We start from the raw sequence: 14879 nt of genomic DNA on the forward strand, positions 1-14879 counted from the left end.
ATCGCGCCTCAGGGACGCTCCGCATAGGGACGCAGGGTCATCTCGCCGCCGGCCAGCACCACTTCGAGATGCCTCAGATAGGCCATGCCGAGCAAGGCCTGATCGCCCTGCATGTTGGGCAGCACGGTCGCCTTGACCCCGTTGACGACCAGCCCTCCGATGTCGACACGATCCAGCCAGGCGGTCCAGCTCTGCACGTTGCCGTTGCCCGTCTTGCTGACATGCCCTGGGGTCAGGTGGAGTTCGAGCCGCTCGGCGACACGATATGGCATGGCGACATCGACCGAGCCCGTGTCCACGAGGAAATCGACCCGCCGGTCATTGATCCGACCGGTAGTGACGAACTGGCTGAAGTCGTTCTGTTTCAGAACCACCTGTGGGACGTCGCCCTCACCGATGAAGGCGACCGGATATGGATTGGGATTGCCCCGACGGCCGGTCTGAGACATCACCACCACCATCGCGACACCGAGCAGGCCGACGATCGCGGTCCCCACTCTCCCCTTGTTCACCGGATTCTTCAAATCCAAGCACCTCTGACCGCAATGAAGATGCACGTCGAGCCCCTCGGGGCGCCCGAGCGGGGCGAGCTTACCGCGAATCCGAACCCCAGACGAGCGGTGCGCCCGACGCCCGATCGATCAGGGCGTGGAATGGCGGCGCAACGTGAGCGTATCTCCGCGCTGGACAAGTTCGAGATGCTTGAGATAGCTCATGCCCAGAAGCACCGAATCGCCCGGCATGTTCGGCAGCACGCTCGCCCGAACGTCGCGCTCCACCAGACCGCCGATCTCGACGCGATCGAGCCGCGCGCTCCAAGTCCGCACCACACCGTTCGCGGTCATGCTGTTCCCGCCTGGGCGTAGCGTTAGATCGAGCTGGCGGGCGAGATCGATCGGCAAGGCGACCTGGGTCGCCCCCGTGTCGACCAGAAAGCGCACCGGCCGGCCATTGATGGTCCCGGTCGCGACATAGTGACCCGAACGATTGCGCCGAAGGACCACCTGCCGCGTCCCGCCCGGCCCCTGCGTGGCGATCGGATCGGGATTCGGATTCTCCTGGCGATCGATGACGCCCTCGAAGAAACCGAACAGGAGCCCCAACCCGACCACCCAGGCGCCCAGCAGCATGAGACGCCCGATACGGACGTTCGGATCGCTCCCGCGCGAGCCCCGCCCCTTCATTGCAGACGCGCCCGACGGCTCACGAGGCCAGCCGGGGCATGAGCGCAACGGACCTCATCGAACGGCCGGCTCACCCTGCACAGACCCCGCCATGCGCTGGAACTGAACCCGATAGTAGGAGGCAGCGCTCCGACCGTTGGCGACCACATCGTAGACACGCCACCCCTGGTCCGATGGAGCCATGCGGAACTGCAGGGTCGACGGATACTCTCCCGCCCGCAGGATCGCCACATTGATGTTGACCGTGCCGCGCGGGCCGTGCCGAGGCTTCAGCATGCGGACCTGCTGCCCCTGATAACCGACCAGATTGCTGGCCAACACGCTGAGAAAATCGGACTCCAGCCAGGCGGTCAGATCCGAACGCTCCTTGGGCGACATGGAGCGGTAGGCCGGACCCGCGACCCATTGCGCCATGGAATCGAAGTCGAAGTAGGGGGCGATCTCGCGATCGAGAAAGGCCGCGACCTGAAGCTTGTTCATCGAATCCTGCTCACCGAGGAACTTGAGCAGACGGTCCATGCCCTCCTTGAGTCTGGCGCCGGCCTCGGCCACCGGGCCGGCGGGTCTCGCGGGCAGCGATCGCGCCCCATCGCCATCCCCCGGCGCCGCCGATCGGGACTGCCCGCCATCCTGCAACCCCGGCGCCGTCTCGAACGGATAGGCCTGCGCGCCCCAGGGCGCGACGGTCGGGGGCGCATAGGGCATCGGTGCAGGGCCGTAGGGCGCAGCCCCGGGTACTGGTGCGTAAGGATAGGGCTGGGCCGCCAGCCCCGCAGAGAGACCGAGAGACAGGACGGCGAACGACATCAGTGACGCTTTCATCGAATTCCTCCGGTACATTGTGATCTGGGCGGGATCGATCGCATCCGACGACTGCGACGGCACTGGGATCGGGGCACATCTGGAGCGGAGCCTGTCGCCGCACGCATCGGACCAACGGAGGTTGCCAACGCGCTCTATGAAAAGCAAGCCGGGCCGAGCATCGGGGACGCGTCAGAGCCCCGGATGCGTTCTGACGCCCCGCCCCGGAGGCGATCCGACCGCCGAGAGATCGAAGACGAGCTGAGACGGCGCAAGCGGAGCCGAGAACGGATAACCCTGAGCGGCATGGCAACCCTCACGGGCCAGAAAATCCAGCTGCTCATTCGTCTCGACCCCGTCGGCCACGACCCTCACCCCCAGCCCCCGACCAAGCGCGACCAGGGTCCGCACCAGAAGCTCGGAGGTCGAATCGCGACCGATCTCGCGCACCAAGCTCCGATCGATCTTGAGCGTATCGATGGGCAGTTGCTTCAGGAGCGAGAGCGAGGAATAACCCGTCCCGACATTGTCGACGGCCACCCGCAACCCGCGCGCTCTGAGCAAAGCCAGGGTCTCGATCCATCGTGTGTCGCGCGTCAGCAGCAAACGCTCGGTGACCTCCAACTCGATCGCTCCCGCAGGGCATTCCTGTGACAGAGCGACCAACTGCTCGATCAAACGCTCATCGCTGAACTGGCAATCGGAGAGGTTGATAGAGATCGGCCATGCAGACCCCTCGCGCAACCAGAGCGCGCGCTGGCGACGCAGCTCATTCATCATCCAGCTCCCGATCGGCACGATGAGTCCCGATTCCTCGGCGATGGAGATGAAATCTGCGGGCTCGACCAACCCATTCTCGCCATCCTCCCAACGCAGCAACGCCTCCAGCCCGAGAACCTCCCCGGAGCCGATATCCAAGGTCGGCTGATAGAGCAGCTTGAAATCACCGCGATCCAGGGCGCAACGCAGACGCGACTCGATATCCAGCTTGCGCGAAGCGGATTCGCCCATCGAGGCGGTGAAGAAACGGTAGGTGTTGCGCCCGTCCAGCTTCGCCGCATAGAGGGCGGTATCTGCGTGCTTGAGCAGCGTCTCGGGCGTCTCCCCATCGTTCGGGCTGAGTGCAATGCCGATCGACGCAGTACAGACGATGCTGTGACCGGAGCACAGGAAGGGCTCATTGAAGCGTTCGATGACATGCCCGGCGACCCGTTGCGCCACGCGCTCGACACCCTGTCCCTTGAGGATCACCGTCAACTCGTCACCGCCCAAGCGCGCCACGGTATTGGCAATGCTCCCGACCCGCAGCGTGGCGCCAGTGGACGCCTCATCGACGGCATCCTGCAACCGCTGCGCCGCGCCACGCAGCAACTCGTCGCCGATACCATGTCCGAGCGAGTCGTTGATCCGCTTGAAGCGATCCAGGTCCAGAAACAGCAGGGCGATACGGTCATCGCGGCGGCGGTTGCGCGTCAGCGCGGAGTCGAGATCCTGATTGAACTGGGCGCGGTTGGCCAAACCGGTGAGGCCGTCCTGATAGGCGAGCTGATGGATGACCCGCTGACGCCGACGTCGCTCGGTCATGTCGCGCAACAAGAGAATCACCTGCTCCGAGTCGACGGCGATGAGACGCACATCGAAAAACAGCGTCTCCTCGCGATCGTTGGACAACTCGACCTCCAGCTCGCGCACGCCGTGCTCGGCCAGCGTCGTGTCGAGCTCGCGCTGTATCAACGCGCAAGCGGACTCGGGCAGCAGATCGGACAGGACGGTCGGCCTCGATTCGACCGTCTCCCGAACCCTCTTGAGGATCCGGCCCAGCTTGAATTGCAGCACCCGACCGCGCCGATCGAGCCGCATGAGCGCATCGGGGATCGCCGCGATCAGGGCGGCGTTGCGCGCCTCGCTGAGATGCAGCGCGTCGAGCGTCGCGTGGTTGCGCAGCAGATAGCGGATCCGATGAACGAGCAGGCGCCAGTTGACCGGCTTGGAGTAGAAATCGGTGGCACCCGAATCATAGGCGGCCTCGACGGCGGACAGATCCTCCAGTCCCGTAAGCATGAGAATCGGGAGCAGCTCGAAACCGGCCAGACTCCGGAAACGCCGACAGGTCTCGTAACCGTCCATCACGGGGATGCCCGCATCCAACAGAACTAGATCCGGGCGTTGGAAACGCACCGCCTCCAGCGCGCCCTGTCCATCCCAGGCGCCGGCGAACCTGAGCCCGGATTCTTCGAAGGCGGTCTGGGCGAGCAGGTGTGTCGACGGATCGTCATCCACCACCAGAATCAGCGGGCGGTCGCGCACGGACGGCCGATCATCGACCTCGACGAACTGCCCTTTGGACAGCGGCATTGGCACGAGCGAATCGAACTCGCGCATCGGCGTAGCGACCGAGGACCGATCGGCGATCGCAATCTCACGGGGCCGGTCACCGGTACCGCCAAAGCGCTCGCCAATCGCGATGCGGGTCTCGGCAGCCGTCTGCTCCAGAGTCGAGGTCACGCGCAGCGGAGGAACCTGAGCGCCTCCGGCACGCGAGGAGCGCTCCAGCCGAGCGCAGAGCGTCGCCAACCGAGCCGCTCCAAGCGTCTTGGCCGCCGAACAGAGCGCCCGAGCGGCCTCGGCGACCCCTTGTGGCTGGCCGGCCTCGATCCCTGCGCGGATACGGGCGACCAGTGTCGATTCGGAGTCGAGATAGCTGGCGATCATCCGCATCACCAGCGCGGAGCCGGAGCGCGGATCGATCGAGCCGATCTCGTCGAGCGCCCCAGGGTTCAGGACCGGGACGGCCTCGAGATCGTCGAGACAGAAGGGATCCGGCCCGAGACGCGCTGGCATACCCAAATCGACCGTCACACCCGGCTCGCACGCGTCAAGATCGGAGACCGGCCGGACCCTCCCGCCAACCCCGCGCAGCAACGCGCGGTGCAGCGATTTCATCGAAATGGGCTTGGTCAGATAATCGTCCATGCCCGCCGCCTGACACCGCTCCTGATCGCCCTCCATCGCATGTGCGGTGAGCGCGATGATCCGCAAACGCCGACCCGAACCACCGGACTCGCGCAGCCGCAGACGACGTGTCGCCTCATAACCGTCCATCAACGGCATCTTGCAGTCCATGAGCACCGCGTCGAAGGACTCCGCCGTACAGGCATCCACCGCAGCCTGGCCATCGAAGACCGCGCGGGATTCGCATCCCAGCGCCGACAGCATGGCGACCGCCAGATCCTGATTGATGGCGTTATCGTCGGCGACCAGCACCTTGAGACCGAGCGGCTCCAACGCACCGTTGTCGGCCGTCACCGCCTCGGTGGAACCGGGCGCGACCCCACCACCAGATGTCACCCTAGCCAGAGTCGCGATCAGTTGACTGCGACGCACCGGCTTGACGAGATAGGCATCGACACGCAGCGCAGCCGTGCTCTCGCCACCCCAGTCGTCGATCGTCGGGACCAGCAGAATCCGCGCAACCTGGTCGAGCGCTGGCGTTTCGGCGAGCACGGACGGCGAGACCAGCAAATCCAGGTCCTTCAGCTCCGAATCCATGACCAACAGATCGAAGGGAACGACGCCATCGTGCGCCTCGGACAGGACCTCGCGCGCCTCGCCGGGCTCGGTGCACTCGTACACCAGGACCCCAGCCTCGCTCGCATAGTCGCAGAGCGTCGTCAGCGCCTGACTCCGGGGGCCGAGCAGCACCATCCTCATGCCCTGAAGCTGGGCGCGTGCCACCGACCAGGGCGCCTCCCATTGGGTGACGGTCACGGGGAGTCTGAACCCAAGCCCCTCACTGCGTGCGGAATCCCCCAATGTGCTCGCCCCACCCATCAGCTCGATCAGGTCTCGCGCGATCGAGAGACCCAAATGCGACCCGCTCCCGGCCAGTGTCCTCCCGCCGAGAGCGGCTGAGTCAAACTCGCCGCCGAGCCCCCCCTTCCCGACGACCTGGACCTCGACCCGAACCACCGCCCGATCGCCCTCGCGCTCGTCCAGTCGAACCATCAGCAGCAGCTCCCGACCGAGGACGCTGCGAATAGCCGCCGCCCCGAGTATCCCGAGAACCTGAGAGATACGGACCTGATCGCCACGGATGGCGTGCGGCAGATCGGGATCGAGTCGAATGACCAGCTCGACACCCCGCTCCCGAGCGCGGTCGGCGAGCGCGACCAGACTCTCTTCGATGCAATCCGCCAGCACGAAATCGCCGGTGCCGAGTCGAATTCGCCCCGCCTCGATCTGGGCGACATCGAGCATGTCGTTGATCGCCGTGCGCAAGGCCCCACCCGAGCGGACCAGGGCGGCTGGAAGACGCCGCTGCTCGCTTGGCAGATCCTCCGCGATCAGCAATTCGCCGATTCCCATGACACCCGCGAGATGGGTATGGATCTCATGGCTCATGTTCGAGAGGAGCTGAGACTTGGCCTGCTTGACCTGGTCCGCGACCTCCAGCAGACGCTCTGCGGCGCGCCTGGCCGACTCCGACTGGCGAATCTGTTGCTCCAGCTCGACATTGGCCTGCGCCAGGTGGCCGCATCGTTCATCGAACTCGTGCTCGATGCGCTCGCGCTGGCGGAAATACCAGCGATCGCGCTGCCCCAGCTGTTCGAGCCGTTCGAGCAAGGCGTTGAAACCGACGGCAACACGCGAGAGTTGGATGTCCTCCAGCGGGGCCGCGCGCAGTCCGTAGTCGCCCTCGCGCAGGACGCGCTCGATCAGGGACGAGAGCGCGACGAGCGGGCGGGTAACGCGCCGCTGCCAGCGATCGGCGACCAGCAGCCCCATGGAGATGGCCAGCAGCACGACGAACATCAGGAGGGCGGCGTTCGCCACGATCCGGTTCGGGTTCGACTGGATGACCACGACCGCCGGGACCAGCAGTAGAAGCGAGGTCAAGATCGCGGCGCCTCGGATGCGCCGGAATGCGTCGCCAAGCGGCGAGCAGGATGCAGACTTCATTCCGACGGCTCCTCCATCGCTTCGAGCAGTCCCGTATCGAACGTTTCGGTAAAAATTAAGGCGTCCGCTGTCCGCTACAGCACGACGAAACCAATCATCCAGATGCCGTCCAGCGCCGCAGCATCTTGGCCAAATCGGCCAGCTTGAACGGCTTGACCAGATAGTCATCCATGCCAGCGGCCATCGCCCGCTCGCGATCGCCCTCCATCGCATAGGCCGTCAGGGCGATCACAGGCAGATGGCTCCCGCGTGTCTGCTCCCTCGAACGAAGACGCCGGGTCGTTTCGTAACCGTCCATCAACGGCATCTGACAATCCATCAGGACGAGGTCGTAATCCGAGCGCGCCAATTCGGCGAGCAGGGCCTGACCGTCCGCGCACATCACCGCCTTGCAACCCAGCACGCTCAGCATGCTGTCGATCACGTCCTGATTGACCGGATTGTCCTCCGCGACCAGCACCCGCAAACCCAGACTTGGCCGCTCGCCTCCCTGCCGGTCCGGCGCTGAAAACGCCCTGTCCTCGCCCAGAGGCGAGCTGTGTATCATAGCACCCAAAGCGCGCGTCAAAACGTGACACTCCATGGGCCTCACCAGGCATTCCAGCCCGTCCCAGCCAGGTGGCTTCGCGCCCCCCGATTCGCGCTCGCACAGCAGGACGGCCCCCATCGCCTGGTCGATCAGGTCGCGTAGCACCCGACCGACGGGCAGATCCAGCGGGGGTAGCTGCGCCTCGTCGAGAACGAACAGGGAAAAGCCGTTTCCACCAGCAGCCTGGGTGAGCGCCAGCGCCATCGCCTCGCCCAGATGGGGAATCTGCAGCACCTCGATACCCAAGACGCTGCAATCGTCGATCAGCCGAGCCGCGCCATCCCGATCGCCGTCAACCAGCAGGACACGGAGTCCCTTCAGATCCAGAGCCTGACCGGACGGCCCTGGACTCGCCTTCGGCAGGTTCAACTCGATCTGGAACAGGGAACCATGACCGGGCAGGCTATCCAAGGTCAGCGTGCCATGCATGAGCTCGACCAGCTGCTTGCTGATCGCCAGCCCGAGCCCGGTTCCGCCGTAGCGTCGCGATGTCGACGAATCGGCCTGACTGAAACGGTCGAAGATCCGCGACTGTTCCTCGAACGAGAGCCCGATGCCCGTATCCTTAACGGCGATACGAATTCGAATTTCGTCATCGGTCTCCTCCAGGCAGCTCAGGCTCAACTGCACATACCCCGCCTCGGTGAACTTGACCGCGTTCGAAACCAGATTCATCAGGATCTGGCGCAAACGACCGGGATCGCCCAGGACCCGGCTCGAACAATGCGGCGAAATACGCGTTATCAGTTCCAGGCCCTTGCGGCGCGCCGTCTCGGAGAGTAGGTCCGAGATCCGCCCCATGAGAGAGTGCAGATCGAACTCGACGCGTTCCAGCTCCAGACGGCCGGCCTCGATCTTGGAGAAATCCAGGACGTCGCTGATGATGTCGAGGAGCGATTCGGCCGAGACCTGGATGGTGCGCACGAAGTGCCGCTGGCGCTCGTCCAGTTGCGTTCCCGACAGCAGCTCGGCCATGCCGATGATGCCGTTCATTGGGGTGCGAATCTCATGACTCATCACGGCGAGGAACTGGGACTTCGCCAGACTGCCCGCCTCCGCCGCATCGCGCGCCTGACGCAGATCCTCATCGCGCAGCTGGATCTGCTCCAGCATCCCATTGAAGGCGCGAATCAGGGTGCCGAGTTCGTCCGCTCGACCAACATCGAGCCGGATCGAGTAGTCGCGCCTGGCGGCGAGATTCTCCATCGCACCCGCCACCGCATTGAGCGGCATCGAGATCAGACGATGCAGCCCCACCGCCAGCAGAAAGGCCAACAGAATTCCGCACAGAAACACCACCGAAGTCAGCGCTACCTGATAGAAAATACGCTGTCGCAACTCGCCCGTGTCGTACTGCAGGTCCATCACGCCAAGCGCTTTGCCCTTGACCGACACCAGCAGGCGCACGTCCAGATAGTCATCGCAAAAGCGGGTCAGCGGCTCTCCGGCCAACAGCCGGCCGAGCGCCATACTCTCGGGATGCGCGGCCTCGTAGCGATCGATCCGACGGAGCCGCAACTCATGTCGCACCTCTCGGCTCCGGTAGCGGGCGAAGAGCTTGCCGTCGAGTGTACGGATACGGATCTGCAGCACGTCGCGCTCGCTGCCCAGCGCATTGAAGACCTCTTCGGCCGCCTCCTCGTCCATGAAGGCCAGTGCTGCGGCCGTATTGATACTCGCGACGCGAGCCAATGCCGTGACCCGTTCCGCCAGCCCCGAGCGCATGCTGACGACGTCGGTGACCATGACCACGCAGGTCGAGAGCAACAGCACGGGAACGATGACCAGCATCACCACCGAAACGACCTTCCAGCGCATGGAGAGGTCGCGAAAAAACTGAATCATGGCGCAACACCTTCGCGGATGCCGGAGACGAGGGTCGAAAGACGCAGCAGCTTCGAGCTGATGCGGATACCGACGCGCTCGGCCGCGTCCCGGTCGACGATCGCTCTCAGACGCTGACCGCGACGCACCAGACCGATCATGCCGCCTTCGCGAACGAACTCCTCCGACGCACCGATCGTGAGAACCGCCGCCCCCCGGACAGCCGTCAGGATCTGACGCGCACGCGTCTTGGCGCCATGTCCGATATAGAGCAGATGACAGCGACGCCAATTCAGCGGCTCGGTTGCCGGCATGAGCTGCAAGGCCCGCCCACCGACATGCTCGTCGTCCAGCACCAGCTCCAGACTGGCGCGCAGCGCCTGAGAACCGACGACGCAATAGCGGATGGGGCTGGTCGAGGATTCGAACGCGGAGGAAGGCCAGTCGACGAAGACGGCGAAATTGAAGAGGTAGACGGCGCGAACGTCGACCTCGGAGAAGGTCTCGGCGTGCGACCGAGCCAAAACGAGACAAAGAAGAACGAACCATGCCCAGGACGCGAGGGGACGCCCTCCCAGCGACCGCCCCGCGACGCCGGAGTCGGCCTTTGACTCAGGCGCGGGAGTGATTTCCAAAGGAACCTGTCTCATCGACTCGCCATCGTCGACATCGCCCTCAATCCTATCCAGGCGATCGATCTGCCAATCGACCGACTAGCCGCCGATCTCTAGAAGAACCACTTGGCTTGTAGAAGAAGACTGCGCTCCACCTGGGTATAGATCAGGCCACTCGACCCTGAGCCGCCGTGGAAATTGGAAAGCTCCCCATGACGGTCGTCGCCCAGATTCCGTCCGACCAGACTCAATTCCATGTCCGGCGCCAATCGCCACCCCAGACGCACGTCGACCCGGAGATAGGCGTCGGTGTCATAGTGCTCCAGCCCGTCGACAAAATATAGGTTGGTATCGAACTCCAAATTCGGTCCGAGATCGACCCAGGAGCGCAGACTCAGCTGATGGTGCGGGGCCGAATCGTAGATATCGATCGAGGCGATCGAGGCGCTGTCATCGGAGTCCAGCTCCATCTGCAGCCAGCTATAGGCCAGCTTCAAACGCCAGGCGCGCGTCAGATCCCAGTTGCTCGCCAGTTCCACGCCATAGCCGATCCCGTCCCCCCCGTTGTCGTAGGTGAGCACGAACCCGCGTCCGGCCATCTTATAGGTCTGGAGATGATCGTACTGATTGACGAAGGCGGTGAGATCGATCGAGAGATTCTCGCGCGGGCGGGCGCGCAACCCGACCTCGTAGGCGGTCAGACGTTCCGACGTCATCTCCGGGTTGCCCGAGATGACGACCGGGCCGGTCATGATGGCGGAGTCGCTCTCGAAGCGGGAGCTGGTGCGCACCGCGCGCGAAACGGCGGCCCAGAGATTGGTGTCGGCCGCCATGTTCCACAGCACGCGGATGTTCGGCTGCAGCTCCCACTGGGTGTAATCGTTGTGTTCGAGTTTGGTGCCGACGATCAGGTGCAACCGCCCATTGGCGAGCGAGAGATCGTCCTGAATGAAACCGCTCAGAATCGTATCCTGCCGGCGCGAGGGATCGAATCGGAGCGCCGAGCCATAGTCGGTCGAGAGATCGTCACGGGTCATGCGATAACCCAACCCCCAAACGAGCAGGTGCCGGCCCGCAAGGTTCAGGTCCTGTTTGAGATCGATATCCAGGGTGTCGCGGATCTCGGTCAGGGTCCAGTTGGCACGACGCGTCTGGTCATAGTAGATCTGGAGTGCCAGGGTCGAATCCATGCCCTGCTGACGCGACCAGCGGCCCAGCAGATTGCCTCCGGAGATGTCCGCCTCGGCGCTGGTCGGCCCGGATCCACTGGCCAGGTTCGCTCCGGCGTCGCCGTTGTAATAATCGCCCTGCAGGGTCAGCGTGTCTTCGGACGAAAGATCCAGATCGGCGCGAAACCCAAGCTGCCCACCGCGCCAATCATCGGCGCCCTCCTCGCCCGAGCGCGTAATGCTGCCATCGCGGTCGAAGCCCTTCGCATAGACGCGCACCGCCTTTCCATCCCCGAGCGGCAATCCATAGCGGATGGCGCCGGAGGCATGCTCCTCGTTGCCCACCGCGAGGTTGAGCAGCCCCCCCTCTGTATCGTGCGCCGAGCGGGTGATGATATTGATGATGCCGTTGACCGCGTTGGCGCCCCAGAGTGTCGCACCCGGTCCTCGGATGACCTCGATACGCTCGATATCATCGAGCAGGGTATCCTGGGCATCCCAGTAGACGCCCGAATAGAGCGGCGTATAGAGGGTCCGTCCATCCAACTGCACCAGCAACTTGCTCGCGTAACGCCCGTTGAAGCCGCGCGATGAGATGGCCCATTTGTTGGCGTCGATCTGAGCCACCTCGATCCCAGGCACCATGCGCAAGAGTTCGGGGATACAGGTAGCCCCGGAGCGGCGGATGTCCTCGGAGGAGATGACGAACAGGGCCGCTGCCGCATCCGCATACTTCTGGGGACGTCTGGAGACGGACGTCACCGAGACGTCGAGCAGCTCCTGGATCTTCATCCCCTTGAGCCGCTGCAGCCGATCCGAAACCAAGAGGTCGTCACCCTGGGCTGGCAACGCACCGAGACAGAACAAACAGACAAACGACCGGAGCAGACGCGAACCGGGGGCCTCGGGACGGGTGCGGAATAGCTCCAAGGTCATTGCGACTCCTGGCGTAACGGGGCGCGATCATTGAGCGGAAGAGTGCCGGCTTGCATTCTAGCCCCAGGCTCGCGACCTTACGATACGTCTGGAACCCTCATCCAAAGCGATACCCGAGAGGAGATCCCATGAACGCGCTGACCGTGGAACGCTATATGGGGAACGCCATCGCGCCCCATGTCTCTGCCCTCGCCGAGCTGAGGATCCGCGTCTTTCGCGAATGGCCCTATCTTTATGACGGCGACCTGAACTATGAGGCGCGCTATCTGGAGACCTACAGCCGCTCCCCCGAAAGCCTGTTCGTCCTGGCCCTGGACGGCGGACGGGTCGTCGGCGCCTCCACCGGGTTGCCCATGGCCGACGAAACCGAAGAGTTCAAACGCCCATTCCTGTCCCAGGGTTACGATCCGGAACGGATCTTCTACTTCGGCGAATCCGTCCTGCTCCCCGAGTACCGAGGACGGGGACTCGGCGTGCGTTTCTTCACCGAGCGCGAGGACTATGCCCGCCGACTGAAGCGCTTCGCTCAAGCCGCCTTCTGCGGCGTCCAGCGCCCGCTCGATCATCCGCGCCGCCCGGCCGATTACGTCCCACTGGACGCATTCTGGACCCGCCGAGGCTACGTCAAGCACCCGGAGCTGGAAACGACCTACACCTGGAAGGATCTCGACGAAACCGAACAGAGCCCCAAGCCCATGACCTTCTGGCTCAAGACCCTGGAGCCACTCGAAGGGGCCTGAGGCCAAACCCCACGGACCAACGTCAAACGGAGAAAGACCCGATGCAGCACACAGCAGATCTCAACCGCAATGCGCGCCGACTCGGCGCCGGAGCCATCGCGCTCGTCATGCTGATCGCCGCCGGATGCGACCAAAGCGAACCGCCACCGCCACCCGGCCCAGCGGAGCGCGCCGGCAAGCAGATCGATGCAGCCATTCAGGAGGGCTCCGCCCGCGCCCAGAGCGCGCTCGATCAGGCCAACGACAACATGGAGAAGGCGGGCGCCTCGATCGACAACGCCGTCGACCGTGCGAAGGAAGGGTTGGCCAAGGCCGCCGACGCAGCGGCCGCGCGGCTCGAAGCCGCCAGCGAATCGCTGGACTCGAACCCCGCCGACGAGGGCGCATCCCAGTAGCCCCTTCCGCGTCCCCAAGTGCGAACCTGGGGACGTAGCCCGTCCGAGCAGTCAGCGACGGCGCGTCCCGCCTCCCAGCAGGGATCCCATGATGCCGCGCACCAGCTGGCGGCCGATCTGAGTGCCAAGCGAGCGCATCGCGCTGGTCGCAAAGGCCTCGATCGGACTCTGACGCGCGCGTGAAGCGCTGCTTGAGCGGCGCCTGGGCGATGGCGTCTCGGGCTCCGATGCGCCTGAGCCAGAACCATCCCCATAGGAAATATCCAATCCGCGCGAGGCGGCTGAAGCATCGGCCGCCTCCTGCCCGCGCCGCTCCAGAATCTCATAGGCCGACTCGCGATCGACCAAGGTGTCGTAGACGCCCGCAACCAGCGAATCCCGCATCAGGGTCTCGCGCTCGGCCATGCTGATCGGCCCGAGCTGGCTCCTCGGCGGAGCGATGTCGACCCGCCGCACCACACCCGGCACGCCGTCCTCGTCCAGCGTCGAGACCAGCGCCTCCCCGACCCCGAGCGCGGTGATCACCGCCTCGGTGTCCAGCTCCGGATTCTCGCGGAAGGTCTGGGCTGCAGCCCGCACCGCCTTCTGATCCTTCGGGGTATAGGCACGCAATGCGTGCTGCACCCGGTTGCCGAGCTGACCCAAGACGTCTTCCGGGATGTCGAGCGGATTCTGGGTGACGAAATAGACGCCGACGCCCTTGGAGCGGATCAGACGCACCACCTTTTCGATCGTATCGAGCAAAACCTTGGGGGCATCGTCGAACAGCAGATGCGCCTCATCGAAGAAGAGCACCATGCGCGGCCGCTCGACATCGCCAACCTCGGGCAATTCCTCGAAGAGTTCGGAGAGCAGCCACAGCAGGAAGGTGGAGTAGAGCGCAGGCGTATGAATCAGCTTCTCGGCGACCAGGACGTTGACATAACCGCGCCCCTGCACGTCGGTCTGCATCATGTCCTGCAGGGCCAGAGCCGGCTCGCCGAACAGACGCTCGCCGCCCTGCTGCTCCAGTGCGAGCAGACGCCGCAGGATGGCACCGACGCTGGCCTTGGAGACGTTGCCGTAACGGGTCCGTAGGCTCTCGGCATTGTCCGAAACGTGGGCCAGCAAGGCGCGCAGATCCTTGAGATCGAGCAGCAGCCAGCCATGCTCGTCGGCGACCTCGAAGACGATGTTGACCACCCCCTCCTGCACCTCGTTGAGGTTGAGCAGGCGCGAGAGGAGCAGCGGCCCCAGCTCGCTGATGGTGGTACGCAGCGGATGCCCTCGCTCGCCGTGGATGTCCCAGAACATGACCGGATTGGCGGCATGAACGAAACCTTCGCGCGCCTCCAGGGTCAATTCGGCCACCCGCTGGGCGACACGCGGATTGTCGCCGCCCGGCCGGCCGATTCCGGCGAGATCGCCCTTCACGTCGGCGAGGAAGACCGGCACGCCCATGCGGCTGAAGCCCTCGGCCAAACGCTGCAGCGTGACCGTCTTGCCGGTCCCCGTCGCCCCGGCCACGAGACCGTGCCGATTGGCCATGCGCCCGAGCATGGAGACCTCTTGAGAACCGCTCATGCCGATGAGAAAGGCATTCGTCATTGACAGCACTCCGTGTAATTCGGCGATAAGGCGTTCGGCGATGACAACGTCAACGAGTATACCCATTGCATTCGGCACGCC

The 14879-nt window shown here is 64.5% G+C and carries 10 protein-coding genes; 2 read left to right on the forward strand and 8 right to left on the reverse strand.

The annotated features are described in order from the left end of the window. Positions 1-8: 8 nt before the first annotated feature. The 7 genes from ACFSJC_RS18485 to ACFSJC_RS18515 all read right to left on the reverse strand — a co-directional run bounded on the left by ACFSJC_RS18485 (position 9) and on the right by ACFSJC_RS18515 (position 12076). Positions 9-524, reverse strand: coding sequence for a retropepsin-like aspartic protease family protein (locus ACFSJC_RS18485; RefSeq protein ID WP_386028673.1), 516 nt, complete (start codon positions 522-524; stop codon positions 9-11). Between the two features lie 117 nt (positions 525-641). Further along, entirely contained in the window at positions 642-1184 is a 543-nt protein-coding gene (locus ACFSJC_RS18490) for a retropepsin-like aspartic protease family protein (protein WP_386028674.1), read from the reverse strand. A 54-nt stretch (positions 1185-1238) separates the two neighbouring features. Continuing rightward, a complete protein-coding gene (locus ACFSJC_RS18495; RefSeq protein WP_386028675.1) occupies positions 1239-2006 on the reverse strand; it encodes an MlaC/ttg2D family ABC transporter substrate-binding protein in 768 nt (255 codons plus the stop codon). Positions 2007-2177: 171 nt separating this feature from the next. Next, entirely contained in the window at positions 2178-6944 is a 4767-nt protein-coding gene (locus tag ACFSJC_RS18500) for an EAL domain-containing protein (protein WP_386028676.1), read from the reverse strand. Between the two features lie 94 nt (positions 6945-7038). Next, positions 7039-9378 carry an ATP-binding protein gene (locus ACFSJC_RS18505; protein WP_386028677.1) on the reverse strand — a complete coding sequence of 780 codons (2340 nt, stop codon included), beginning with the start codon at positions 9376-9378 and terminating at the stop codon, positions 7039-7041. Then, entirely contained in the window at positions 9375-9881 is a 507-nt protein-coding gene (locus tag ACFSJC_RS18510) for a YfiR family protein (RefSeq protein ID WP_386028678.1), read from the reverse strand. Before ACFSJC_RS18510 ends, ACFSJC_RS18505 begins: the two co-directional genes overlap by 4 nt. A 203-nt stretch (positions 9882-10084) precedes the next feature. Continuing rightward, positions 10085-12076 (reverse strand): TOL_0244 family TonB-dependent receptor, encoded by a 1992-nt coding sequence (locus ACFSJC_RS18515; protein ID WP_386028679.1) that lies wholly within the window; start codon positions 12074-12076, stop codon positions 10085-10087. A 128-nt stretch (positions 12077-12204) separates the two neighbouring features. On the opposite strand from ACFSJC_RS18515, the gene ACFSJC_RS18520 reads away from it, so the two are divergent. Next, a complete protein-coding gene (locus ACFSJC_RS18520; protein WP_386028680.1) occupies positions 12205-12816 on the forward strand; it encodes a GNAT family N-acetyltransferase in 612 nt (203 codons plus the stop codon). A gap of 41 nt (positions 12817-12857) precedes the next feature. Continuing rightward, complete coding sequence (locus tag ACFSJC_RS18525) at positions 12858-13211, forward strand: hypothetical protein (protein WP_386028681.1); 354 nt, start codon at positions 12858-12860, stop codon at positions 13209-13211. Positions 13212-13262: 51 nt separating this feature from the next. Here the strand turns inward: ACFSJC_RS18525 and ACFSJC_RS18530 are convergent, their stop codons facing one another. Then, positions 13263-14798, reverse strand: coding sequence for a helicase HerA-like domain-containing protein (locus tag ACFSJC_RS18530; RefSeq protein WP_386028682.1), 1536 nt, complete (start codon positions 14796-14798; stop codon positions 13263-13265). Positions 14799-14879 lie beyond the last annotated feature (81 nt).

This window comes from Thiorhodococcus fuscus (assembly GCF_042682685.1).
Classification (GTDB): domain Bacteria; phylum Pseudomonadota; class Gammaproteobacteria; order Chromatiales; family Chromatiaceae; genus Imhoffiella; species Imhoffiella fuscus.